Source organism: Kibdelosporangium phytohabitans (assembly GCF_001302585.1).
GTDB lineage: Bacteria > Actinomycetota > Actinomycetes > Mycobacteriales > Pseudonocardiaceae > Kibdelosporangium > Kibdelosporangium phytohabitans.
In genome coordinates, this window is the sequence record NZ_CP012752.1 from 4,472,498 (window position 1) to 4,495,180 (window position 22,683).

The 22,683-nt window shown below is 68.8% G+C and carries 22 protein-coding genes; 12 read left to right on the plus strand and 10 right to left on the minus strand.

Going from position 1 to position 22,683, the window contains the following annotated elements; genetic code table 11:
* Nucleotides 1-26 precede the first annotated feature (26 nt).
* From AOZ06_RS56465 to AOZ06_RS20575, 5 genes are all read right to left on the minus strand, one after another.
* Nucleotides 27-203 carry a hypothetical protein gene (locus tag AOZ06_RS56465; protein ID WP_157233135.1) on the minus strand — a complete coding sequence of 59 codons (177 nt, stop codon included), beginning with the start codon at nt 201-203 and terminating at the stop codon, nt 27-29.
* Nucleotides 204-351: 148 nt separating this feature from the next.
* Nucleotides 352-633: a hypothetical protein gene (locus AOZ06_RS56470; RefSeq protein ID WP_157233136.1), complete on the minus strand. Its 282-nt coding sequence runs from the start codon at nt 631-633 to the stop codon at nt 352-354.
* A gap of 123 nt (nt 634-756) precedes the next feature.
* Nucleotides 757-1,524, minus strand: coding sequence for a thioesterase II family protein (locus AOZ06_RS20565; protein WP_054290893.1), 768 nt, complete (start codon nt 1,522-1,524; stop codon nt 757-759).
* Entirely contained in the window at nt 1,506-2,225 is a 720-nt protein-coding gene (locus AOZ06_RS20570; protein WP_054290894.1) for a TetR/AcrR family transcriptional regulator, read from the minus strand. Before AOZ06_RS20570 ends, AOZ06_RS20565 begins: the two co-directional genes overlap by 19 nt.
* 63 nt (nt 2,226-2,288) lie before the next feature.
* A complete protein-coding gene (locus AOZ06_RS20575; protein ID WP_054290895.1) occupies nt 2,289-3,620 on the minus strand; it encodes an ABC transporter substrate-binding protein in 1,332 nt (443 codons plus the stop codon).
* Nucleotides 3,621-3,702: 82 nt separating this feature from the next.
* Here AOZ06_RS20575 and AOZ06_RS20580 point away from each other — a divergent pair, with 82 nt between their 5' ends.
* From AOZ06_RS20580 to AOZ06_RS20610, 7 genes are all read left to right on the plus strand, one after another.
* Nucleotides 3,703-5,088, plus strand: a complete 1,386-nt coding sequence (locus AOZ06_RS20580) for an LVIVD repeat-containing protein (RefSeq protein WP_054290896.1) — start codon at nt 3,703-3,705, stop codon at nt 5,086-5,088.
* Between the two features lie 154 nt (nt 5,089-5,242).
* A complete protein-coding gene (locus AOZ06_RS20585) occupies nt 5,243-7,096 on the plus strand; it encodes a SpoIIE family protein phosphatase (RefSeq protein ID WP_169798952.1) in 1,854 nt (617 codons plus the stop codon).
* Nucleotides 7,097-7,162: 66 nt separating this feature from the next.
* Nucleotides 7,163-7,462, plus strand: coding sequence for an iron-sulfur cluster biosynthesis family protein (locus tag AOZ06_RS20590; protein WP_054290898.1), 300 nt, complete (start codon nt 7,163-7,165; stop codon nt 7,460-7,462).
* A gap of 318 nt (nt 7,463-7,780) precedes the next feature.
* Nucleotides 7,781-8,137, plus strand: a complete 357-nt coding sequence (locus AOZ06_RS20595; RefSeq protein ID WP_054290899.1) for a DUF1707 SHOCT-like domain-containing protein — start codon at nt 7,781-7,783, stop codon at nt 8,135-8,137.
* A gap of 10 nt (nt 8,138-8,147) precedes the next feature.
* On the plus strand, nt 8,148-8,948 hold the full coding sequence (locus tag AOZ06_RS20600) for a helix-turn-helix domain-containing protein (protein WP_236952309.1): 801 nt from the start codon (nt 8,148-8,150) through the stop codon (nt 8,946-8,948).
* Nucleotides 8,945-9,304 carry a VOC family protein gene (locus AOZ06_RS20605; protein WP_054290901.1) on the plus strand — a complete coding sequence of 120 codons (360 nt, stop codon included), beginning with the start codon at nt 8,945-8,947 and terminating at the stop codon, nt 9,302-9,304. The genes AOZ06_RS20600 and AOZ06_RS20605 overlap by 4 nt, the downstream gene beginning before the upstream one ends.
* A 25-nt stretch (nt 9,305-9,329) precedes the next feature.
* Entirely contained in the window at nt 9,330-9,854 is a 525-nt protein-coding gene (locus tag AOZ06_RS20610; RefSeq protein ID WP_054290902.1) for a methylated-DNA--[protein]-cysteine S-methyltransferase, read from the plus strand.
* On the opposite strand, the gene AOZ06_RS20615 is transcribed toward AOZ06_RS20610, so the two are convergent.
* Nucleotides 9,796-11,049 (minus strand): GGDEF domain-containing protein, encoded by a 1,254-nt coding sequence (locus AOZ06_RS20615; protein WP_236952310.1) that lies wholly within the window; start codon nt 11,047-11,049, stop codon nt 9,796-9,798. The two genes, AOZ06_RS20610 and AOZ06_RS20615, sit on opposite strands and share 59 nt — an antisense overlap.
* A 290-nt stretch (nt 11,050-11,339) precedes the next feature.
* Here AOZ06_RS20615 and AOZ06_RS20620 point away from each other — a divergent pair, with 290 nt between their 5' ends.
* Nucleotides 11,340-14,204 (plus strand): PQQ-dependent sugar dehydrogenase, encoded by a 2,865-nt coding sequence (locus AOZ06_RS20620; RefSeq protein ID WP_218922028.1) that lies wholly within the window; start codon nt 11,340-11,342, stop codon nt 14,202-14,204.
* 58 nt (nt 14,205-14,262) lie between these two features.
* Nucleotides 14,263-15,369, plus strand: coding sequence for a ThuA domain-containing protein (locus AOZ06_RS61660; RefSeq protein ID WP_335338407.1), 1,107 nt, complete (start codon nt 14,263-14,265; stop codon nt 15,367-15,369).
* A gap of 138 nt (nt 15,370-15,507) precedes the next feature.
* Here AOZ06_RS61660 and AOZ06_RS20630 read toward each other — a convergent pair whose 3' ends face one another.
* Together AOZ06_RS20630 and AOZ06_RS20635 are read right to left on the minus strand one after the other, a co-directional pair.
* On the minus strand, nt 15,508-16,446 hold the full coding sequence (locus AOZ06_RS20630) for a trypsin-like serine peptidase (protein WP_054290905.1): 939 nt from the start codon (nt 16,444-16,446) through the stop codon (nt 15,508-15,510).
* Nucleotides 16,447-16,553: 107 nt separating this feature from the next.
* Entirely contained in the window at nt 16,554-17,228 is a 675-nt protein-coding gene (locus tag AOZ06_RS20635) for a FadR/GntR family transcriptional regulator (RefSeq protein ID WP_054290906.1), read from the minus strand.
* A gap of 82 nt (nt 17,229-17,310) precedes the next feature.
* On the opposite strand from AOZ06_RS20635, the gene AOZ06_RS20640 reads away from it, so the two are divergent.
* Nucleotides 17,311-18,279 carry an LLM class flavin-dependent oxidoreductase gene (locus tag AOZ06_RS20640; protein WP_083471818.1) on the plus strand — a complete coding sequence of 323 codons (969 nt, stop codon included), beginning with the start codon at nt 17,311-17,313 and terminating at the stop codon, nt 18,277-18,279.
* On the opposite strand, the gene AOZ06_RS20645 is transcribed toward AOZ06_RS20640, so the two are convergent.
* The gene (locus AOZ06_RS20645) at nt 18,258-18,632 is read right to left on the minus strand and encodes an SgcJ/EcaC family oxidoreductase (protein WP_054290908.1); all 375 of its coding nucleotides are present in this window, start codon (nt 18,630-18,632) and stop codon (nt 18,258-18,260) included. The genes AOZ06_RS20640 and AOZ06_RS20645 overlap by 22 nt on opposite strands.
* Nucleotides 18,633-18,714: 82 nt before the next feature.
* Here AOZ06_RS20645 and AOZ06_RS20650 point away from each other — a divergent pair, with 82 nt between their 5' ends.
* A complete protein-coding gene (locus AOZ06_RS20650; RefSeq protein WP_054290909.1) occupies nt 18,715-19,347 on the plus strand; it encodes a TetR/AcrR family transcriptional regulator in 633 nt (210 codons plus the stop codon).
* Between the two features lie 43 nt (nt 19,348-19,390).
* On the opposite strand, the gene AOZ06_RS20655 is transcribed toward AOZ06_RS20650, so the two are convergent.
* Nucleotides 19,391-21,328 (minus strand): ABC1 kinase family protein, encoded by a 1,938-nt coding sequence (locus tag AOZ06_RS20655; protein WP_054290910.1) that lies wholly within the window; start codon nt 21,326-21,328, stop codon nt 19,391-19,393.
* A gap of 86 nt (nt 21,329-21,414) precedes the next feature.
* Here AOZ06_RS20655 and AOZ06_RS20660 point away from each other — a divergent pair, with 86 nt between their 5' ends.
* Nucleotides 21,415-22,674, plus strand: coding sequence for a sensor histidine kinase (locus AOZ06_RS20660; RefSeq protein ID WP_236952311.1), 1,260 nt, complete (start codon nt 21,415-21,417; stop codon nt 22,672-22,674).
* The last annotated feature ends 9 nt before the right edge of the window (nt 22,675-22,683 follow it).

The following is a 22,683-nucleotide window of genomic DNA, read 5'->3' on the forward strand; positions in this document are numbered from 1 at the left end:
CTAACGGGACCGGAGTACACCGAAGGTCAAGGCGGCCTGTGGTAGCGGTGCGTGAGCCCGAGGTCGGCGATCAGCTTCTCGAATCTGTCGTGTTCGCCCCGCCCGTACTGATGGGCGGCTCGCATCAGGTGCCGCTGCCGTATCCGCCGGTCCGCGTGCCACGCGGCCAGGTACTCCACGCAGAATCGGGGTTCGATCAGCATGCTGCGCCCCGCGCCGCCTTCAACGCGACGATCATCCGGGCGCGCGTCGTCTCCTCGAGATGAGCGGTCCCGGTCATCGACAGCACCTCCTTGGTGAACGATCTGCGTTTGGGGAGGAAGTCCCGCCAATAGGCTGTGGTCGCGCCGGTCAGCCTCCTGCCGTGGTCGAGCAGGCGGAACAACCCCTCGGCGAGCGTGTCGCCGAACTCCTCGGCCCTGGCCCTGGCATCGTCTCGGTACGGGTCGAACGGCGCCTGGATCGCCTGGCGGTGACCGCCGACGGGCGCAACCCCGTGTCATCGAGGAGGAAGAACCAGTCTTCGTTGTAGATGTTCGGGAAGAACGACGTGAACGACTTGCGGCCGACCGCGAGCGCGCCGCCGATGAACGTGTCCTGCTGGCCTCCCGCGTCGCGAAACGCGTGCACCACCGAGTTGTCCCAGAACCCGCCGACCGACAGGCCGACTCCGGCGTAGTCGTCGAGCAGGCCTGCCGCGTCGTGTCCGCGCGGGCCACCATGACCATCACGGGTGGGTGCACATTCCCAGCACCGTCACGACCTGACGGCTTGGTCCGCTTCGATGTGCGTGGCGATGGCTTTGATCACCGCGTCCGCGTTCGTGTCGATGTAGAAGTGGTCGCCGGGGAAGACCCGCGACTCGAACGCGCCTTCGGTGTACTCGCTCCACGCGCGGGCCTGGTCCACGCTCACCTTGGGGTCGGCGTCGCCGACGAACGCGAAGATCGGGGTCGTCAGCTTCGGCCCCGGCGTCCAGGTGTAGGTCTCCGCCGCGCGGTAGTCGCTGCGGATCGACGGCAGCACCATGCTGACGATCTCCTCGTCGTCCAGCAGGTGCGAGCCCGCTCCGCCGAGTCGTTTCACCTCCGCGATCAGGCCTTTGTCGTCCAGCAGGTGGAAACCCTCGTCCGTGTTGAGCCCGGGCGCGCGCCTGCCGGAGGCGAACAGCGCGGTCGGCCGTGTCCCAGCCGCCTCGAGTTCGCGGAGCAGTTCGTACGACACCGACGCGCCCATGCTGTGGCCGAACAGGGTGAGCGGCTTGTCCAGGTACGGCTGGATGGCGTCGAACACGCCCGCCGCCATCTCCTGGCACGACTGCAGGCAGGGCTCCGTGCGCCTGTCCTGCCTGCCGGGGTACTGGATCGCCAGCACTTCCACCCTCGGCGCGAGCGCCTTGGCCACCGGCAGGTAGTAGCTGGCCGACCCACCCGCGTGCGGCAGGCACACCAACCGGGCGGTCGCCGCCGGCGCCGGGACGAAACGTCGGATCCACCGGTCGTCGGTCATGACTTCGTTTCCCATTCTCTCAAACGTCCCAATCGCTGTTCCAGTCCGTCGAGGCAGCGGTGGACGGCGTACTGGAACAAATCCGTGAAGAAGTCCGCGACCCGCTCGGGCCGCCCGGCCATCCCCGCGACAAACGTACCGACCGCGGCGAGGCCGGGAAGGTCGGCGCGGTCACAGAACGCTTGGTATTCCTGCGCGTGCGCAGTGCGCACAGCCGCGATGCCGCGCTGGTCGTCCTCCAGCGCGATGTACTGGCACGCCGTGGTCATGATGACGTTGTAGGCCAGCACGCAGTCGTCGCCGAACCCGGCTTCCTGCAGCATCCGCACACCCAGGTCGATGATCGGGCCGCCGCACGACGCGGGCGGGCCGTGCATGGCCAGTCTGCGGGCGACGCCCGGGTAGCGGCGCAGCACCTCGCGGTGGTTGTCGAGCAGCAGACCGAACCACTCGCGCCACGGCAACGTCTCCGGTGGCACGGTCAGCTCGCGGACCACGTGCTCGAGCACGAGGCAGACGACCGCCTCCCGATCGCCGACGTGGTGGTACACCACCGCGGGCGATGCCTCGATCCGTCCGGCGAGCTGCCGCAACGTCCAGTTGTCCAGCCCGTCCTGCGCGGTCAGCGCGACAGCCCCGGCCACGATCCGTTCGACCGTGACCGCGGGTAATCCCGTGCCGTGGCGTGAACGCGCCCGCTGCTGTGGAACCCCCATGAACCCGACAGTAGCGTTTCCCGCTGCCGCGCCCGGGTGGATCGGCGAACTCGGCCGGTGTTTTCAGGACGCCAGCGTGATCGCCGTCAGGTCGACGTCGTGCGCGGCCGTGGCGGTCACGTCGCGTACCCGCTCCGCCCACACCGCGTGCCCGTGTTTCGTCCACAGTGGAACCATGTGCAGCTCGCGCAGGACCTCGTTCTCCACCAGGCGGTAGTTCTCGGCCTGTGCGACCGGGTCGCCGGATGCCGCGGCCGCGTCGATGAACGGGCGGACCGACGGCAGGTCGAGCCCTTCGAACAGTTCGTGCGGGCTGTCGATGTCGCCGTACGCGGTGAAGATCCGCACGGTGGGCCCGCTGCCGGTCTTCAGCCCGAGGTTGGCCTGGACCTGCTCGGTGACGGCCTTCAGTTCCGCGTCGCCGCCGTCGGTGAACCGCGCCGCTGCGAATTCCGCCTGGGTGCGCAGCGTTTTGGCGGCGGCAGGGTCGAAGTTGCAGGCGCGGCAGGTGCCGGACCGCTCGCCGGGCGCGGTGGCCGGTGGGTACAGCCGCGTCGCCGGGTCGTACTGGTTGTCCAGCGGTCCCTCGGCCGCCGCCTTGCGGTCGATCGACATGGCGATCGCGTACCTGGCGACCGGATCGGGCACGTCCGGGCCGAAGAGCAGGTAGCTGGCGTCCGGCTTGGGCCACACCGCGTTGCGGCCGGCGAAGTCCTGGTGCATCGAGGCGTGCCTGCTGCCGGGGAAGTCCACGACCACGTCCAGCTTGCCCGCCTTGACCTCGTCGAACGCCACGGCGAGGTCCGGGTACACCTTAAGCTCGATCCGCTGCGCCTTGGCGCCGACCTGGTTGACGCGGACGAGCCTGCCGCCTTTCTTCTCGTCCCACGGCGTCTCGAACTTGAACGGGCCGTTGCCGTCCAGCGGCTTGTCCGACCGGACCGGCAGACTCCACACCGACGCGAGGAACGCGGGCACGTAGCTCGCGGGCCGTTCCATGACCAGTTGGATGGTCGAGTCGTCGACCGGGACGGCGTTCTTGTACTTGACCGGCTTGTCGCCCTTGATCTGCGCCCACGCCTCCACGTAGGAGCCCGCGGTGACCTTGCTGCCGTCGTGGTACTGGCCCGGCCGCAGCTTGATCGTCCAGGTGACCTGGTCGGTGCTGGTGACCGACTCGGCCGCGCGCGGCGTGATCCTGCCGGTCGCCGGATCGTGATCGATCAACGGCGTGTAAAGCGCGTTCGCGATCATCCGGTCGCGCGGCGGCGGTGCCTTCGGCGCACCGACACCGACAGTCAGCACGCCTGGCTCTGGCCTGGGCCCAGGGTCCGCGGAGCCGCTACAGCCGGTGATCATCAGGGCTGCCGCGAGCAGGATCGTGGTGACGCGCATGGCAAGTTCCTAGCAGATGAGGATCTCGCGAACGACGAATGGCCGTTGTGTCCGGTTGAGTAAGGCCCCTAGGGTGACGCGGGTGCGTAGGTGGTTATTCGGTTCTACAGTCGCAATGTCCGCGGTAGCGCTGATGTTCGTCAGCACAGTGCCCGCTCAAGCTTGCGGTGACGAGGTTTTCGGCAATCCCGGCAACCCGTCCAGTGCCGCACACGCCGGACATACCGGACCCAAGGCCGAGGGGCTTGCCGCGACGAGCGCGGTCAAGAACGTCGACCTCGTGGCGAACGTGCCCGACGCGGCCGGTGCCACCTCGGTCCGGTTCCTGAAATACGGCCACAAGGACGTGCTGTTCGTCTCCGGCACGTTCGGCCTCAAGTCGTACGACGTCGACAACCCGCGCAAGCCCAAGCTGCTCGGGGAGGTCAAGCTGCCGGGGTTCTGGCAGGGCGAGGACACCGAGGTCGACGAGAAGCGCAAGCTCGTCTTCCTCGCGCGTGACCCTCGTGCCTACGGCGGCAACACCCAGACCGGCGAGTCGGGCATCTACACCGTGGATGCCAAGCGCCCGGACAAGCTGGAGGTCGTCAGCTACGTGAAGGTCCCGGCGGGCCACACGACCAGCTGCGTGAACGACTGCCGGTACGTGTGGACGGGTGGGCCGGCCAAGGCCGACAACCAGCCCGCCGACTGGGGCGGTCGCCCGATCTGGGTGACCGACATGAGCAACCCGCGCAAGCCCAAGGTCTTCCCCAACCCGATCGACCTGTACCGCAACGACGGCAAGACCGACTACGCCCACGACGTGCAGGTCGACGCCTTGGGCATCGCGTGGTCGTCCGGCCGTGGTGGTGTGCGCGGCTACTGGACCGAGGGCTGGCACCGTGACCCGGTCACCGGGAAGTTCCGCAGGGCCACGGCGCTCGACCCGGTGCCGTACGCCGGTGGTGGCGTGAACGAGCTGGCGGCGCCGTCGAAGTTCATGCACAACAGCTACCGCCCGGTTGGCTGGCGCCAGAAGGACGGCGGCGACCACGAGCGCTGGGGCCGCAACGGCGACCTGATCTACGCGACCGAGGAGTCCTTCTTGGACGGGTGCGCCGGTGACGGCGTGCTGGTGATCGCGTCGCTGAAGGGCTCGTACAACGGCGAGGGCTGGCGGTCGACGCCGGACAAGCCGTTCCGGCTCAAGACCATCGGCAGCTGGAGCGTGGCAGGCCAGGAGGGCAGCGACCCGGCCAGCGGCGACTGCTCGGCGCACTACTTCGACGTCGAGGGCAAGATCCTCGTGCAATCGTTCTACGCGCAGGGCACCCGCTTCATCGACATCAGCGATCCGACCAACCCGCGCCAGATCGCGTACCACCGTCCGGGTGACGGCCGGTCGTGGTACCCGGCATGGCACAAGGGTTACGTCTTCGTCGCCGACAACCTGCGTGGCATCGACATCCTGAAGCTGTCACGCTGACAACACCGACAGCGGTGCCCCCGGTGCGACCACCGGGGGCACCGTGCTGTCCGTCGGCCGAAACAGTGGGGCAGCACAGGTTTAGAGCTCCGCAATGGGGGGTAGCCCCTCCTGGGGCGTGGGTATCGCCCGGGTTAGAGGGAGTGATCCTCTCGTGGGACGTGCGATCGGGGGCGATCCGGCCGATGTGGCTCGCGCCTTTGAGCATCTGCCGGCTGTGGTGTGGCTGCTCGAGGGGCCTGAACACATCGTGGTCGCCGCCAACCGGGCCGCCCGGGCAAGCGTCGGCGACCTCGACCTGATCGGGATGCCGATCAGGCTGGCGGGCAAGTCGCTGCCGGGCACGCGGCTGCTCGACATGCTCGACGAGGTCTACCGCGAGGCCAGGACCCTGTCGGTGCAGGAGCCGGACGCGCTGGTGACCGTCCGTCCGGTGATCGACGCGTACGACGTCGTCACCGGCCTGATCGCGCAGGTCGTGGTGCTGTCCGACCAACCGCCGCCCTTTCGCCGCGACGAACACGAGGTCGCACTGGACCTGCAGCTCGCGGTCCTGCCACACGGCCTGCCGGTGCTGCCCGAGATCAGCATGGCCGCGGCGTACCTGCCCGCGGGCGCCAACGACGCGGCGGGCGGGGACTGGTTCGAGGTGGTCCCGATGCCGGGCAGGCGGCTCGGCCTGATCGTCGGCGACGTCGTCGGGCACGGCCCGAGGGCGTCGGCGATCATGGGCCAGCTGCGGGCGATCGTGGCCGAGCGGATGCTGCTCGGCGGCGAGCTCAGGGACGTGGTGAACGCGCTGGACACCTTCGCGCGCAGCGCTCCCGAGGCGCGGGGCACCACGGTGTGCGTCGCGATCCTGGACAGGCAAAGCGGCTCGCTGGAGTACTGCACGCGCGGCCACCCACCACCTCTTGTCGTGAGTTCGGGCGGGGAGACGCGGGTGCTGCCCCAGCCCAGTGGCCCGCCGCTCGCGTTCGGCGAGGGCGAGTTCATGTTCGCCGAGGACGTGATGTGGCCGGGGGAGACGATCGTGCTCTACTCCGACGGCGCGGTGGAACGTCCCGGCCGCACGATCGTGGAGGGCATCGGCGAGCTCGCGGCGTCTTCCGCGCAGGTCGTGCGGGTCAACGGGGCCGGGCAGCGGTCGCTCGCTGATCGGATCTGCCAGGGCGGGATGCGTCTGATCGAGCGCGGCCACGCGCCGCACGACGACGCGAGCCTGCTCGCGGTGACCGTGCTGCTGCCGGTGGTCGAGCCGCTGATGATGGCGGTGCCCGCGTTGCCGGAGAAGCTCACCGAGATCCGCCGCGAACTCGGCCGGTGGCTGGCCGACCTGCGGCTGATGGAGGACGACCTGGTCGCGGTCGAGCTGAGCGTGATCGAGGCCGTGACCAACAGCATCGAGCACGCGTACGCCGAACCCGGCGGCACCGTGCACATCGAGGCCTCGCTCGACGAGGTCGGCCGGTTGAACGTCCGGGTCGCGGACACCGGGGCGTGGAAGAAACCCGACGCCGAACCGGGTTTCCGCGGCCGGGGCATGCTGATGATGCGTGAGTCCATGGACCAGATGCGGCTGGCCACCACGTCGAAGGGGACTGTGGTGGAGATGTCCAAGGTGGTGCGCCGTCCGGTGCGGACCGGTGTGACCCGGGTGGCGCCCGCTCGTGACGAGGAAGCCGACGACTTGCGCATCGATCGCATGTCGTTGCCGGACTCGTTGTGGCTGACGGTGTCCGGCGCGCTCGACGGCGGCTCGGCGGCCCGCCTGCGCAGCGCGCTGCTGGAAGCCGCCCGTGGTGGCAGTCGATTGCCGATCACGCTTGTGCTGGACGACGTGACCGTGCTCGGCAGTGCGGGCCTGCGCGTTCTCACCGAACAGGGCCGACGGCTCGGCGACGCGGGCAGGCTGCTGCGCGTGGTCGCCTCACCGAGCAGCCCGGCCGGCAACGTGCTGTCGATCAGCGGTGTCGACATGCTGCTGGATGTGCGGTCGCACGCCTGATCTGCGAGGCGCCGCCGCAGCCCATAGGTTGGAAGACGCGAGAACACCAAACCGGAAGGAGCGGAGATGCTCGCTGTCACAGATGCCGCCGCGCAGGCGATCGGAGCGTTGACCAGCCAGAACGGTCAGCAGGAAGCCGAAGGTGGGCTCCGGTTCAGTCTGCAGTCCAGCGACGACGCCGGCGCGCAGCTGGCGCTCGCGGTGACCAAACAGCCCGAGCAGGGCGATCAGGTCGTCACCACCGACAACGGCGCCAGCGTGTACCTGGAACGCGCCGCAGCCGAGTTCCTCGACGACAAGGTGCTCGACGTGCAGCAGAACAACGAGGGCGAGATCGCTTTCGCCTTGGCGCCACAAGGGGTTTGATCGCGTCGGGCTGGGATCCAGCGCGATGACCTTGAGAAGGTCGGGCTGAAGGCGGGCGTGGCGGTCGCCTTCAGCCCGGCCACTCGGGTCCCCCTCTTTCGCACACGTTTGCATCGGCTGTGATCAAGGTATGTCCGCGTTCGCGTCGCGGCCATGACGAATAAGACCTAGGTATGGCGCGGAACACCTAGTGGTTCCGGAATGCGATACTTCTTCATCCACAAAGGACTGACTCGGCGGCGTCCTGACGTGCCGCGCCGCCTGATCCACCTCGGATCGTGACACCGGCGCGGGGGGTGGCGCTCATAGAATCCGGGGATGGCCCAAGGTGATGGCGGCATCCGGATCAGTGACGCCGAACGGGACGAAGCTGTGTCGGCACTCGGTGCGCACATGTCCACCGGGCGCATCGACGTCAGCGAGTACGAGGAGCGGTGTGGCCTGGCCGCTGCCGCGCGGACCAGAGCCGACCTCGAAACGCTGTTCCGCGACCTGCCCGCCCCGCACCCCGACCTCAGCTCGGCCACCCCGCCGGTCGACCTGGTCAGGCGGACCGGTCAGCTGGTCAGCCGCCCGGCAGGCAAGGACGTGGATCGTGGTCGCGGGCAGTGTCAGCGACGCCGCCACGAAGCGGGCCCAGCCCGGCGAGTGAGAACTGTCGGACCCCCGGTCTAGCGTTGCCCCCGTGCGGACGACGACAGCGCTGGCAGCACGCAGTGGGTTCAGGATCCACGCCGTGACCTGCCGCGACGACCACACCGGCTGGTCCGGGCCCGAGTCGAGGGGCCGGTTCGGCTTCGTGCTGGTCCGGCGCGGCCGGTTCCGCTGGTCGTCGGACGGGCGTGTGGTCGATGTGGACACGACGGTCGGGTATGTGAGCGTTCCCGGTGCGGAGGAACGGTTCGCGCATCCGGCGGGCGGCGACGTGTGCACGTCGATCGAGGTCGGCCCGGAGCTGTGGCGTGGCGCGGTGGGCCCGGCGTTGTACGTCGACGCGCGAGTGGATCTGGCGCACAGTCGTTTGCTGACAGCGGTCCGTGGCGGGGATGTCGATTACGCGGTGGCGGACGAGTTGCTCGGGTTACTCGTGGCGGCGAGTGGTGCACCGGTGCTGGGTGGATCGCGGGACGGCACGATGCTCGCGGACGCCCGTGCGGCGATCCTGACCGAGGATCCCGGTGGGTTGCTGCCGTTGGCCGATCGGCTCGGTGTCTCGCCGTACCGGCTGAGCCGGGCGTTCCCGCGCGAGCTCGGCGTCACGGTGACGCAGTACCGCAACCGGGTCAGAGTCGGCAGGGCGATCGACCGGATCGCCGACGGGGAAAGGGATCTCGCCGCTCTCGCGGTCGAACTGGGCTACGCCGACCAGGCGCATCTGTCCCGTGTGGTCAGAACGCAGGTCGGCCGGACGCCGGGCGCGCTGCGGGCGTTGCTGCAAGGATCTTCAAGACCGACGAGGACCGCTGCCCGAGACTGCACGGAATGAGCAGGACATTGACAACGGTTGTGATCGACAGCGCCACACCGGCGGCGCTGGCGGAGTTCTACCACACGGTCACCGGGTGGGACATTTTGTCGAGCGGTGACGACTACGCCGCGCTGACCGGTGGCCCGGTGGGGCTGGCCTTCCAGTACGTGGCAGGCTACCGCGCAGCGGGGTGGCCGGACGCGGCCGAACACGTCCACCTGGACTTCGAGGTCGACGACGTCGACAAGGCGGTGGGGGAGCTCGTGAACGCCGGGGCGACGAAGCCGGACTTCCAGCCGGGCGGCGCGGACTGGACCGTGCTGCGCGACCCGGAGGGGCACGTCTTCTGCCTGGTGCCGCGCGAATCCGCGTGACACGAACGATGGAGGGGAACCGGACTTGACCGACGTCGCCGTTGGTTCGCTCGAAACTCCTGTCGGAGCACTGCACGTCGCGGTGACCGACGTGGGGCTCGCCGACGTGAGCTGGGTACGCACGAGAATGGCGTTGCCCGTCGTCGACGACCCCGACCGGGTCGCGCCTGTGCTCGCCCAGCTGGCCGAGTACTTCCGCGGCGCGCGCAGGAGTTTCGACGTACCGATCGACTGGCGGCAGACGGGCCAGCTGCAACGGGAGGTGCTGGAAACCTTGTACTCCACAGTGGACTACGGCGGGTCCGTCACCTACGGCGAACTCGCCACCCGCAGCGGCGATCGGGTACCGGCACGGGGGATCGGCTCGATCATGGGCTCGAACCCGGTCCCGATCGTCGTGCCGTGCCACCGGGTGGTGGCGAGCGACGGCCTCGGCGGCTACAGCGGGGGAACGGGCCAGGACGGGCTCGCGGTCAAGCAGTGGCTGCTGATCATGGAGGGGGCGCTGCCACCCACCCTCGGGTGGGATCCAGGTCATCTGGCTCTGTGAGCGCGGCGCGGACCCGGTTGCGTCCTTGGTTCTTCGCGCGGTACATGGCCTTGTCCGCCGCGGCGAGCACGTCGTCGAGGGCCGGACCCGAGCGCGGGTACACGGCCACGCCGACCGAGACGCTTATGTCTTCGATGACTGTGCCGGAGTGGCTGACAGTGAGGCGTTCCACGGCGTGCCGGATCCGTTCGGCGACGTCGACGAAGTGGTCGTCCGAGGCGAAGGACAGCAGCACCACGAACTCCTCGCCGCCGAACCGGCCGACGAGGTCGTAGTTGCGGACCTCGCTGGTGACCGTACTGGCGACGGCGGCCAGTACGGCGTCCCCGGCCAGGTGGCCGTAGGTGTCGTTGATCCGCTTGAAGTGGTCCACGTCGATCATCAGCACGCCGCACGGGTTTTCGGCTCGTGCGAGCTCCGCTTCCGCGCGTCTGCGCCATTCGCCGACAGTCAGCACGCCGGTCTTGTGGTCGTGCACGGCGATCATGTGCAACTCGCGGCCCAGTTCGCCGCGCGGCAGCAACACCACCGGCAACACCATCAGGCCGATGAACGCCGGGTGGTCGGCGAGCAGCACGGCGGTGATCCCACCGAGGCACAGCGTCGCCGCCTCGAGGACGTTCTCGGCCCACGACCCGACCAGCGACGTGATCGTCCTCGACGGGTGGTGCAGCCGGAACCCGATCACGACCAGCACACCGTTGACGACCATGAACGTCACGCCGCCCAGCGCCATCGCGGGCAGTCCGGACGGCGGCACCTGCACGACCAGCACGACGGCGGCGACTGTCAGAACAGCGGTGGCGGCTGAGCACACCACGCGGTACAGCCGGACGCGTGGCACAGACCGCCACACCCGCCACCACAGGTGCGTGTACATCAGCAATGCCAACGCGCAGGCCAGATACAGCGGTAACAACAACGCTGCGGCGAACAGCCACACAGACGTCATGTTGACGTGCGGGTTGCTGGCGAAGAACCGCCGCATCCGTTCGGCCTGCGCGGACAACTCCGCCTGCACCACCGCCGCGCCGAGCAGAACGGCGAACCATGTCCAGTCCTGTTCGGTGGTGGCGCGTCCCGGCAGCAGCAGCGGCAGCATGATCGCGACCAGTTCGAGCGCCAAGTAGTACGGCACGACGCCGCGTGGCGCGGTGAGCAGACGAGTACCCCTGGAATCCTGTGTTGTATCCACTTGCCCTCCCCTGAGCGTGGATATCACCACAGCGTAGCGAGTCAGCCACTCTCCGAACAAACGGTTACGGGCCAACCGGATCTGACACCGTTATTCGTTTAGTTCTTGAACTATTTAAACTCCTGTCTCCACAACGGAAATCCAGCGTTGACATGTCGAGTCGCCCGCGTCACACTCAGGCCCGGGAGAGCGCTCCCTCACTGGATACCGGACCACGCCCCGCCGCCAGCGCTGGCCGGATCCGCCCGTGCCCACCCTGCGGTGCACGGGCCGATCTCGGAAGGAGAACCGTGACCTCCGGTTACTCTGTCACTTTCGCGCGCCCAAAACGCCTGCTGGCGGCCGGTCTGCTGATCGCGGCCGCCGTCACCGCGGGTCCCGCGGTCGCCGTCAGCCAGGCCGCGCCGCCGGTCAACCCCGCCGACTTCCAGCAGATCACGCTGGCCAAGGGTGAGCCGGAGATGGGCGAGCCGATGTCGATGACGGTGCTGCCCGACCGGACTGTGCTGCACACCGCGAGAAACGGCACGGTCCGGGCAACCGACGCGGCCGGCAACACCAAGGTCATCGGCACCATCCCGGTCTACAACCATGACGAAGAGGGCCTCCAGGGCATCGCCGCCGACCCCGGTTTCGCCACGAACCGGTTCATCTACCTCTTCTACGCGCCGCCGCTGTCCACGCCCGCGGGCGACGCGCCGCTCGGTGGCACGGCCGCGGACTTCGCCCGGTTCAACGGCGTCAACCGGCTCGCGCGCTACACCCTCAACTCCGACCTCACCCTCAACGTGGGCAGCGCGCGCACCGTTCTCGAAGTCCCGACCAGCCGTGGCCTGTGCTGTCACGTCGGCGGTGACATCGACTTCGACGCGGCCGGGAACCTGTACCTGACCACGGGAGACGACTCCAACCCGTTCGTCGACGGCTACGCGCCGCTGGACGACCGGCCGACCCGCAATCCGGCGGTCGACGCGCAGCGCAGCGCCGCCAACTCCAACGACCTGCGCGGGAAGCTGTTGCGCATCAAGGTCAACGCCGACGGTGGCTACTCCATCCCCGCGGGCAACATGTTCGCGCCCGGCACGGCCAACACCCGTCCGGAGATCTACGCGATGGGGTTCCGCAACCCGTTCCGGATGAACGTGGACAAGGCCACCGGCGTGGTCTACCTCGGTGACTACGGCCCGGACGCCGGTACGACCAACAACCGCGGCCCCAGCGGGCAGGTCGAGTTCAACCGCGTCACCGGTCCGGGCTTCTTCGGCTGGCCGTACTGCACCGGCAGCAACACCGCCTCCGAGTCGTACGCGCAGTACAACTACGACACAACCGCGGTGGGCGGGAAGTTCAACTGTGCTGGTGGCGCGGTGAACAACTCACGCAACAACACCGGTATCAAGAACCTGCCGCCCGCGCAGCCCGCGTGGATCAAGTACGCCGGTGACAGCGGTTCACCGCCGGAGTTCGGTGGCGGTTCCGAGTCGCCGATGGGCGCGCCCGTGTACCGGTTCGACCCGAATCTGCAGTCGTCCGTGAAGTTCCCGCAGTCGCTCGACGGCCACGTGTTCGCCACCGAGTTCGGCCGTCGCTGGATCAAGGACATCGAGGTCCTCTCCGGCGGTGCCCGCGGCACGATCCAGCCGTTCCCGTGGTCGGGCACGCAGATCATGGACGCCCAGTTCGGCCCGGACGGCGCACTGTACATCTTGGACTACGGCACGGGCTGGTTCGCCGGTGACGCCAACTCCGCTGTCTACCGGATCGAATACCGCCCGTCGGGCAACCGGCCACCGATCGCGGCGGCCAGCGCCAACCGGACATCCGGTGCCGCGCCACTCGCGGTGAACTTCTCGTCCGCAGGCTCCTCGGATCCTGACGGCGGCCCGTTGGCGTACCGCTGGACGTTCGGTGACGGTGCCACGTCCACCGCGGCGAACCCGTCGCACACGTACACCGCGAACGGCACCTACACCGCGCAAGTAACGGTCACGGACAACCAGAGCCTGACGGCCAACGCCAGCGTGATCATCAACGTCGGCAACACGGCGCCGACGGTCACGGTCGAATTGCCCGCCAACGGTCAGGTGTTCAACTTCGGCGACACGGTCCAGTACCGGGTGACGGTCACCGATCCCGAAGACGGCACGATCGACTGCACCCGCGTGAAGATGACCTATGTCCTCGGCCACGACAGCCACGGGCACGCGATCACGTCGAAGAACGGTTGCACCGGCAGCATCGTGACCCCGCTGGACGGCGAGCACGACACGTCCGCGAACCTCTTCGGTGTCTGGGACGCGGAGTACACCGACAAGGGGGCGGGCGGCCAGCCGCCGATCACCACGCACGCGCAGTCGGTGACCCAGCCGGGTACCCGGCAGGCCGAGCACTTCAAGACCATGCAGGGCGTCAGCCCGATCGACAAACCGGCTGCCTACGGCGGCAAGACCATCGGCAACATCGAGAACGGCGACTGGGTTTCGTTCGAACCGTATGTGCTGCAGGGAATTCCGAACTTCACCGCGCGGGTTTCCTCCGGTGGGGCCGGTGGCCAGCTGCAGGTGCGGGCGGGATCGCAGACCGGTCCGCTGCTCGGCACGGCGGCTGTGGCCAACACCGGCGGCTGGGAGAACTTCGCCACCGTGACGGCGAACCTGTCCACCGCCCCAGCCGGGACGACCAAGTTGTTCCTGGTGTTCACCGGTGGCGCGGGCGCACTGTTCGACGTGGACCAGTTCACGCTCGGCGGATCCGGGCAACCGCAACCGGGTCTGCTCTCGGCGGGCAAGCCCGTCACGGCGTCCACGTCGGAGAGCACGACCTACGGGCCGGGCAACGTCACCGACGGCAGCGCGACCACCCGGTGGTCGTCGCAGTTCGCCGATCCACAGTGGATCTCCGTGGACCTCGGCCAGAGCCGCTCGGTGTCCCGGGTCCGGTTGAACTGGGAGGCCGCGTACGGCCGCGGCTACCGGATCGAGACGTCCGCCGACGGGAACACGTGGAACAACGCGTACTCCACGACCGCGGGCGACGGCGGGATCGACGACGTCAGCTTCACCGCCACGACCGCACGACACGTCCGGGTGTACGGAACAGCCCGTGCCACGGCATGGGGCTATTCCCTTTGGGAGATGGAGGTCTACGGTGCGTAACACCCCGCGCAAGACTGGTCTCGCCATTGTCCTCGCACTGACACTGATGGTCTCTCTCGTGACTGGAACCAGCCAGGCGGCCGACCCGCCGTACCGGGTCATGGTGTTCTCCAAGACCGCCGGCTTCCGGCACGACGCCATCCCGGCCGGCATCCAGGCGCTGCGCGATTTCGGCAGTGCCAACAACTTCACGGTCGACGCCACGGAGGACTCGGCCAGGTTCACCACGGCGAACCTGGCGCAGTACAAAGTGGTCGTGTTCCTCAACACGACCGGTGACGTGCTGAACGGGACCCAGCAGACCGCGTTCGAGCAGTACATCGCCGGTGGCGGCGGGTACGTCGGCGTGCACGCCGCGGCGGACACCGAGTACGACTGGCCCTTCTACGGCGGACTCGTCGGCGCGTACTTCCATTCGCACCCGGCGATCCAGCAGGTGACCGTCCGCGTGGACGACCACGTGCACCCGTCGACCGCGCACCTGCCCGGGGCGTGGGTCCGTACCGACGAGTTGTACAACTACCGGACCAACCCGCGTGGTGCGGCGAAGGTCCTCGCACGGCTGGACGAGTCGACCTACAGCGGCGGCAACATGGGAGCCGATCACCCGATCGTGTGGTGTCAGAACTTCCGCGGCGGCCGTTCGTGGTACTCGGGTCTGGGCCACACCCAGGCCTCCTACAGCGAGGTGAACTTCCGGACCATGCTGCTCGGCGGGATCCGGTGGGTGGCGGGCATGGTGCCCGGCGACTGCGCGCCGGACACGCAGCCGGGCCCGACGTTGTTGTCACGTGGCCGCCCGGCCACGGCGTCGTCGGCGGAGAACGCGACTTACGGCGCTGCCAACGCGGTCGACGGCAACACAGGCACCCGCTGGTCGTCGCAGTTCGCTGACCCGCAGTGGATCTCGGTCGACCTCGGCCAGACCCGCTCGGTGTCACGGGTGCGGTTGCAGTGGGAGGCCGCGTACGCCCGCGCGTACCGGATCGAGACGTCGGCCGACAACGCCAACTGGTCCACCGTGAACACCCAGTCCGCCAGCGACGGCGGCACCGATGACATCCCCTTCACCGCGACGAACGCCAGATACGTGCGTGTCTACGGCAACGCGAGAGCCACGGCGTGGGGCTATTCGCTGTGGGAGTTCGAGGTGTACGGCACCTGAGTTATGGCGCCCGTCACTGTTGTGGTGGGCCCAGTGCGGGCTGGCGGAGGCACGCGGTAGCTTAGTGGCCTCTGCCAGCCCTCGTGGCAGGGACGAGGGCTGGCAGAGGCTCTCTTTCGCGGATGGCCCGGGCTGGGACTAACCGGCCTGGGCCGTGTTGTACAGGTTCTGCGCGTCGGCGCCGAAGTACGGGCCGAACATCCAGTTCGGGAAGAAGTTGTACTTGAAGCTGTTCACCGAGTTCTGGATGCCGGTACCGGCGCCCTCGTTGAACGACAGGAACCAGGGGCCGCCGCTGGCGCCGCCGGTCTGGTTGCACGTCATGCCGATGCCCTGCGACAGCAGGAAGTCGTTGAACACCTTGCCGCTGCAGTAGATCAGCTTCGTGCCGTCGTACGGCGCCGCGGCCGGGTAGCCGAACGCGTACATGTTCTGGCCACGGGCCTGGTTGAACGCGATGCCCTGTGCGCCGACGACGTCGGTCAGGCTCTGGCCGTTGAGCTGGTTCACCACGGCCGCGCCCACGTCGTAGTTGATGTCCTCACTGGCCACCCACTGCGGAGTGGCGTGTGTGCTCTTCGCGGTCCACGTGCCGTAGGGCGTGCTTCCGTTGTCGTAAGCGGGGACGAACGCCCAGTTGGTGTGGAACGCGCCGTCCAGCTTCACGCAGTGGCCCGCTGTGATGACAGTGCTCTTGTTCGCGCTGGTCACCGCGTCACCGCTGCACGAGGCGGTCCTGTTCTGGTAGGTGAAGAACACGCGGCCCGCGGTCTTGACGACCGCGCCGCCGCCGGTCCACGCGGCGCCGCCGTTCGGGAAGGACTGGATCGCCGCGCCGGGCACGACGGACGGCAACCCGCGTGGCACGTCCTTGATCGCGCTGGGGGCGACGTCGAGCAGGTCGAGCGGCGTGGCGGAACGCATCCGGTCGGGCGTCCAGAACGCCGTCACGGCCCTCGCCGCGTCCGCGGTCGTCGCCGCGAAATGCGTAGTGGCCACGCTCTGCGCCTGTGCGGCGGGTGTGCTGAGCGCGGCCACTGTGAATCCGGTGATGGCTAAGACGACTAATTTTTTCATCGCCAGCTTCTTTCCGGTTGGGAGCAGGGTTACCCGAAGGTAACTCGCGATTCCGCCGGAAACCAGGCTGGATTGGTCAAGTCCACCGGACAGGCTAATGGCCCTGCTCAGCCCAGGTCACGCAGCCACTGCTCGACTCCGGCGACGTGCACGGTCGCCCACGAGCGGGCGAGATCAGGCTGGCGGGCCTCCAGGGCGTCGACGATCGCGCGGTGCTCGGCGACCGTGCGGTCGACCGCGCCGCCCTGCGAGATCCCGCGCCAGATCCGGACGCGGACGGTCGGCCCGGCGAGGGTGTCCATCAGTTGCGCGAGGTAGTTGTTGCCCGCGGCGGTCACGATCCGGCGGTGGAACTGCAGGTCGTACTCGACGAGCTCCTCGACCGACCCGGCCTGCTCGGTGGCGTCGCAGAGCTTGCGCAGTTCCTCGATGTCCTCCTCGCTGACCGACAGCGCGGCGTTCGCCGTCGCCGCGGGTTCGAGGATCCGGCGGACTTCCAGCATCTCCAGCACCGACTCCTCGCTGCGGTGCAGATCCAGCACGAACGACAGCGCGCCGAGCAGTTCGCCCGCACGCAGGCTGGAAACGTATGTGCCGTCGCCCTGGCGCACGTCGAGCACCCTGACCAGCGACAGCGCCCGGACGGCCTCGCGCAGGGAGTTGCGCGACAGCCCGAGGCGGTCGGCCAGGTCGGCTTCCCGGGGCAGCCGGTCGCCCGGCTTCAGCTCGCCGGACATGATCATTTCCCGGACCCGCAGGATCGCGTCGTCGGTTACCGCCACGGCTACCCCTCAAGAGACATCGGATGTCTTGACCGACAGTATGCCTCATCCGTGGTGGCACGCCGCGCGACAGACTGGGTTCATGAGACTGGGCGTGTTCCTCCTCGCTGGCCGGTTTCCCGGGCAAGACGACCGCGACGCGCTCAGCCGCGCCTGTGACGCCGTCGTGTGGGCGGAGCGGGCGGGGTTCGACGACGTGTGGATCGCCGAGCACCACTTCATGTCGTACGGCGTCTGCCCGTCCGCGATCACCTTCGCGGCGCACGCGTTGGGGCGCACGGAAAGGATCACGGTGGGCACGGCCGTCAGCGTGCTGTCGACGACGCACCCGGTCCAGTTGGCCGAGCAGGTCACGATGCTCGACCAGATCTCCGGCGGCAGGCTGCACCTGGGTGTCGGCCGTGGCGGGCCGTGGCGTGATCTCGAGGTGTTCGGCACCGGGCTGGACCGCTGGGAGAACGGGTTCGCCGAAAGCCTCGACCTGTTGATCGAGTGCCTGTCCGAGCCGCGGGTCGAAGGCACGGGCCGGTTCGAGTTCCGCGAAGTCCCGATGGTGCCGAAACCCGGTGCGCGGCCACGGCTGACCGTCGCCTGCACGTCACCGGGCACGATCCGGATCGCCGCCGACCGCGACCTGCCGATGCTGCTGGGCATGGACCTCGACGACCACGGCAAAGCGGCCATGGTCGAGGCCTACGAGCGAGCCGGTGGCCGGTCGGCCGCGCACATCGGCGCCGTGCTCGCGCACGTCGCCGACAGTCGTGAGCATGCGGAGGGGGAGTTGCGCGCCGCCATGCCGGGCTGGTTGGAGGCGGGTCTGAAAGGCTATGTGGCAGTGGACGATCGGCCGCGCAAGCCGCACGACCCGGTCGGGTACACCGAGCACCTGATCCGGATCAGCCCGGTCGGCACCGCTGAAGAATGCCTGGAACGCCTGCGCGGCAACACATCCGGTCTCGGTCACTACATCCTGATGGTGGACGCGTGTGGCGATCCCCGGATCACGCGCCGCACCGTCGAACGCATCGGCTACTTGATGGGTGTCGTCTGAACCGACGCGATCAGCCACGTGCCGCTCTGCTTGGTCAGGACGAACGTGACGGCGCCCTGCTCGGGGACCGCCGCGTTCTCCCCGTCGCGCTCGTCTGAGACGTGCTTGGTCGCGGCGACGACGGCGGTGTCGGGAAGGACCAGCCAGGCGTCGTGGATCTCGATGCTGGTCTGGATCTGGCCGAGCGGTGTGGCCATGGCCTTGCGGTAGGTGGCGCGGATGTTCTCCCTGCCGCGCAGTCTGCGTCCGGCGATGTTGACCAGGTTGGCGTCCTCGGTCAGCAGGTCGGCGAAGCCGTCCGGGTCGTTCTGGAACTTGTCGCTGTCCCGCACGACCTGCTTGATGTCTTCCATGATCAGCCCTTTCAAACGGAGTGTTTCGCTCCGCTAGCTTACGTCCGGAGTGTTTCGCTCCGCAAGCGACTACGATCACACCATGGCCAGACGCGCTGAAGCCGAACGCAACGACCGAGCCCTGCTCGAAGCGGCGCGGGAAGTCATCGCCGTCGACGGCGCGCACACGTCCGTCGCGTCGATCGCCGCCAGAGCGGGCGTGGGGATCGGCAGCCTCTACCGCCGCTACAGCTCGAAGACCGCGTTGTTCCAGCACCTGGTCGAACTCGCGCTCGACCAGTGGACCGAGATCGCCGAACAGAGCCTCGCCGACGACGACCCGTGGAACGGGCTCGTGCACTACATCAGCAGCGCGGTCGGCTCCGGCTCACTGGCGCCCCTGGCCGGGATGGTGACGTTCACCGACGCGATGACCGAGAAGAACACCCGCTCCGACAAGGCGTTCGAGGCGCTGATCGACCGCGCCCACCGGGCCGGTGTGCTGCGCCGGGACGTCACCGCGGTCGACGTGCTGCTGCTGGTCGAGCAGCTGAGCAAGTCCCCGCTGATCGAACACCTCCAGCAGCAGGGCCGCGACGACCTGCTGGACGCCGCCCGCAACGCGCAGCGGCGCGTGATCGCCATCGCGGTCGCGGGCCTGCGCCCGAGCGACCAGCCCATGCCCGGCGCACAACCCACAATGGACCTCTTCACCGAACGCTGGACAACCTCGTGAGTGGTTTGGCCGGTTAGAACCGGCCAAACCACTCACGAGCTTGTCAGCGCTGGTTGCGGAAGACGTTGAAGAGGAGCCGGAGTCCGATGAGGACGCTGATGACCAGCAGGTTGTAGCCGAACACCTGGTACAGCGTGATCTCGTTGAGCAGGCGCGGGCCGCCCGTGGTGCCCAGCAGCATGACCGCCATGATTCCCGTTGTCGCGCCGATGAACGCCAGCAGCACCTGGTGCACGATGCCCGTGATCAGCTTGCGGTCCCGTTCGTCGGCGAACAACCGCACGTTGACCGACAGCCTGCCTTCCTCCAGCGCGCCACCGATCCGGTCGATCCGGCGCGGCAGCCGCCGCAGCACCGGCAGCAGCGTCAGCAGTTCCTCGGTCGCGGTCTTGCGCAGCGAGGCCGGGTCCATCTGCTCGGTCAGCCGGACCGAGGCGTACGACCGGGACTCGGCCACGATGTTGAACCCCGGCGCGAGACCGGCGAGCGTCCCCTCCATTGTCGCCAGTGCGCGGAACACCGCGGCGATCTCCGGCGGCACGCTCAGGCCGTACGCGGTGACCAGGCGGAACAGGTCGGTGAACATCTCGACGTCCGGCGCGGTCCCGCCGGTGAAGTGCTGGGCGATGAACTGGCCCAGCGCCCGTTCCAGCTTCTGCTCGTCGATGTCGTCGGGCCGGGACACCACTTCCAGCAGCCCGTCGCGCAGCGCCGCCGGGTCACCGCGGTCGATGGCGACCAGCAGGTTCTGCAGGCCCGTGCGCAGCGAACCGTCCAGCCTGCCGACCGAGCCGAAGTCCAGCAGGCCCAGCTGGCCGTTGTCCAGCAGCATCACGTTGCCCGGGTGCGGGTCCGCGTGGAACACGCCGTTGCGCATCACCTGGCGCAGCAGGCAGTGCAGCAGCGACCGGGCCAGTGCGTCACGGTCGAGCCCGCGCGCGTCGATCTGCGCGCCCGCCGAACCCAGCGGCGTGCCCGCCAGCCGGTCCATGATCAGCACCCGGGTCGTCGCGCGGTGCACGACGGGCACTCGGACCGTGGTGTCGGCCGCGACGGCCTGGATGTTCTTGGCCTCCACCCGGAAGTCGAGTTCTTCGAGCAGCGCCTTGGCGAACCCGTCGGCGAGCGCGAGGACGCCGAGCCTGCGGGCCCACTGCGTGCGCTCCTCCAGCGTGGTCGCCAGGCGGTACATGATGTCCAGGTCGCGTTCGACGATCGAGCGGATACCCGGCCGCTGCACCTTGACCACCGCGTCCGTGCCGTCGGTCAGCGTCGCCTTGTAGACCTGCGCGACCGACGCGCTGGCCAGTGCGACGGTGTCGATCTCGGTGAACACCTGGTCCGGCTCGCCGAGTTCCTCACGCAGCACGGCGTCGATCGCCTCACGCGGGGCGGGGGAGACCTGGTCCTGCAGCCTGCTCAGCTCCTCGACGAACTCGGTGGGCAGCAGGTCCGACCGGGTGGACAGGACCTGGCCGAGCTTGACGAACGTGACGCCCGCCTCTTCGAGCGCCTGGCGCAACGACCGTGCCACCTGGGCGCGCTTCACGGGATCGCTGGTGCGCAGCCTGCCGCGCAGCGCGGGGCCGAGGCCGTGCTTGATCGCGATCCGGGTGATCCTGGAATACCGCCGGGCCCGGCTGATCCGGCCGGGGATGGCCCGAAGCCCGCCGACGAACCACATCCCGGTCCCGCTCGGCTTCATCACCTCGAGCACGAACAGGATCGCGACCGCGACGAGCAGCGTCCCGCCGAAGACCGGGATGATGAACAGCAGGAAGGCCTGTTCCTGGCCTTGGGCGTACATCTGCGGCAAGCGCCCGCCGATGAACCCGGCCACGCTCCACGCCGCGAACGCCGCGATCACCGCCCGGATCGTGCCGACCCGCACACCGAGGACCTTGCGCGCCCCGGCGACCAGGATCCACGCGGACAACACCAGGGTCACGAGGCCCGCGACGAACAAGAGCACGAACTGCATGCCGCAGACCCAACCACATCGCAGGGGGAGCACGGTTCACACCTGCGAGTGAGCCGCATCCCCCGCGAGCATGTGAGGATCAGGGCGTGGCGGGAGTGATCAGGGCGGTCTTCGGGCCGGTCGGCCGGAAGCTGACGTATCGGCGCTGGACCTATCTCGTGCTCGGCGCGACCCTCATCGTCCCGTTCACGTTCGCGGCCGTGGCGATCGTGCCGCCGGTGCTCGGCATGCTGCTGCCCGCCGACACCGCCGAGCAGCCGCTGGTCGTGGCCGTGACGATGACGCTCGCGATCATCGTGTGGGCGGCGGGCACGTCGTTCATCCCGGCCGTGCGGGTCGTCGAGGGGACCGCCGCGCGTGAACTGCTCGGGCCGGGTGTGCCCGCGCAGGCGTCGTCGCGTGCCACCAACCTGGAGGCGCGGTGGAAGACCTGCCAGTGGTTCCTCGTGCACATCGTCGTCGGCGCGGTCATCGGCGGCCTGACGCTGTTCCTCCCGCTCGGCCTGCTGCAATCGTTCCTGGCGCCGTTCACCGGTGAATGGCTGCTCGCCCGCGGTACGCAGGTGAGCGTGCCGTCCGGGTGGCAGTCGGCGTGGATCCCGGCTGTCGCCCTCGTCGCGTCGGTCCTGCTCGTGCACCTGGTCAACCTGGCCGGCGTGGGGATGACCAGGCTCTCGCAGGTGCTGCTCGGCCCGACGCCCGCCGACCACCTCGCCGAGCTCAAGCAGCGCGCCGAGCAACTCGCCGAACGCAACCGGCTGGCCAGGGAGCTGCACGACTCGGTCGGGCACGCGCTGAGCGTGGTCACCATCCAGGCCAGCGCCGCGGGCCGGGTGCTGGACGGCGACCCCCAGTTCGCCAAGCGCGCGCTGTCGGCGATCGAGGAGTCCGCGCGTGGCGCGCTGGCCGATCTCGACCACGTGCTCGGCCTGCTCAGGGAGGACGAGCCGGGCACGCAGCCGCAGCGCACCCTGGCCGACCTCGATCAGTTGCTGGACACCATGCGGCTGTCCGGGGTGGCGCTCGAGACGAGGATCACCGGTGACCTGCCCGGTCTGCCGTTCGCGGTGTCGACCGAGGCGTACCGGATCGTGCAGGAGTGCCTGACGAACGCGTTGAAACACGCCGGGAAAGTCGCGGGCGCGGTTACTGTGACGCTGGAAGTCGAGGCGAGCGACGACGCGTTGCGCGTCGAGGCGACCAACCCGTTGACCGGCCAGCCGCCGACGGGCCGTGGCGGGCGCGGTATCGCGGGCATGCGCGAGCGCGCGACCGTCCTGCGTGGACAGATCGAGGCCGGTCCCGCCGCCGGTGCGTGGCGGGTGAGAGCGAGGATTCCGCTGTGAGGTCGGGAC

Bases quoted from the DNA above. Each gene is read 5' to 3' on its own strand.
- AOZ06_RS20645 (WP_054290908.1), bottom strand. From the start codon at position 18,632: ATGGAAGACATCAAGCAGGTCGTGCGGGACAGCGACAAGTTCCAGAAC.
- AOZ06_RS20595 (WP_054290899.1), top strand. From the start codon at position 7,781: ATGGCCCAAGGTGATGGCGGCATCCGGATCAGTGACGCCGAACGGGAC.
- AOZ06_RS20650 (WP_054290909.1), top strand. From the start codon at position 18,715: ATGGCCAGACGCGCTGAAGCCGAACGCAACGACCGAGCCCTGCTCGAA.
- AOZ06_RS20640 (WP_083471818.1), top strand. From the start codon at position 17,311: ATGAGACTGGGCGTGTTCCTCCTCGCTGGCCGGTTTCCCGGGCAAGAC.
- AOZ06_RS20575 (WP_054290895.1), bottom strand. From the start codon at position 3,620: ATGCGCGTCACCACGATCCTGCTCGCGGCAGCCCTGATGATCACCGGC.
- AOZ06_RS20655 (WP_054290910.1), bottom strand. From the start codon at position 21,328: ATGCAGTTCGTGCTCTTGTTCGTCGCGGGCCTCGTGACCCTGGTGTTG.
- AOZ06_RS20565 (WP_054290893.1), bottom strand. From the start codon at position 1,524: ATGGGAAACGAAGTCATGACCGACGACCGGTGGATCCGACGTTTCGTC.
- AOZ06_RS20570 (WP_054290894.1), bottom strand. From the start codon at position 2,225: ATGGGGGTTCCACAGCAGCGGGCGCGTTCACGCCACGGCACGGGATTA.
- AOZ06_RS56465 (WP_157233135.1), bottom strand. From the start codon at position 203: ATGCTGATCGAACCCCGATTCTGCGTGGAGTACCTGGCCGCGTGGCAC.
- AOZ06_RS20630 (WP_054290905.1), bottom strand. From the start codon at position 16,446: ATGAAAAAATTAGTCGTCTTAGCCATCACCGGATTCACAGTGGCCGCG.
- AOZ06_RS20605 (WP_054290901.1), top strand. From the start codon at position 8,945: ATGAGCAGGACATTGACAACGGTTGTGATCGACAGCGCCACACCGGCG.
- AOZ06_RS20590 (WP_054290898.1), top strand. From the start codon at position 7,163: ATGCTCGCTGTCACAGATGCCGCCGCGCAGGCGATCGGAGCGTTGACC.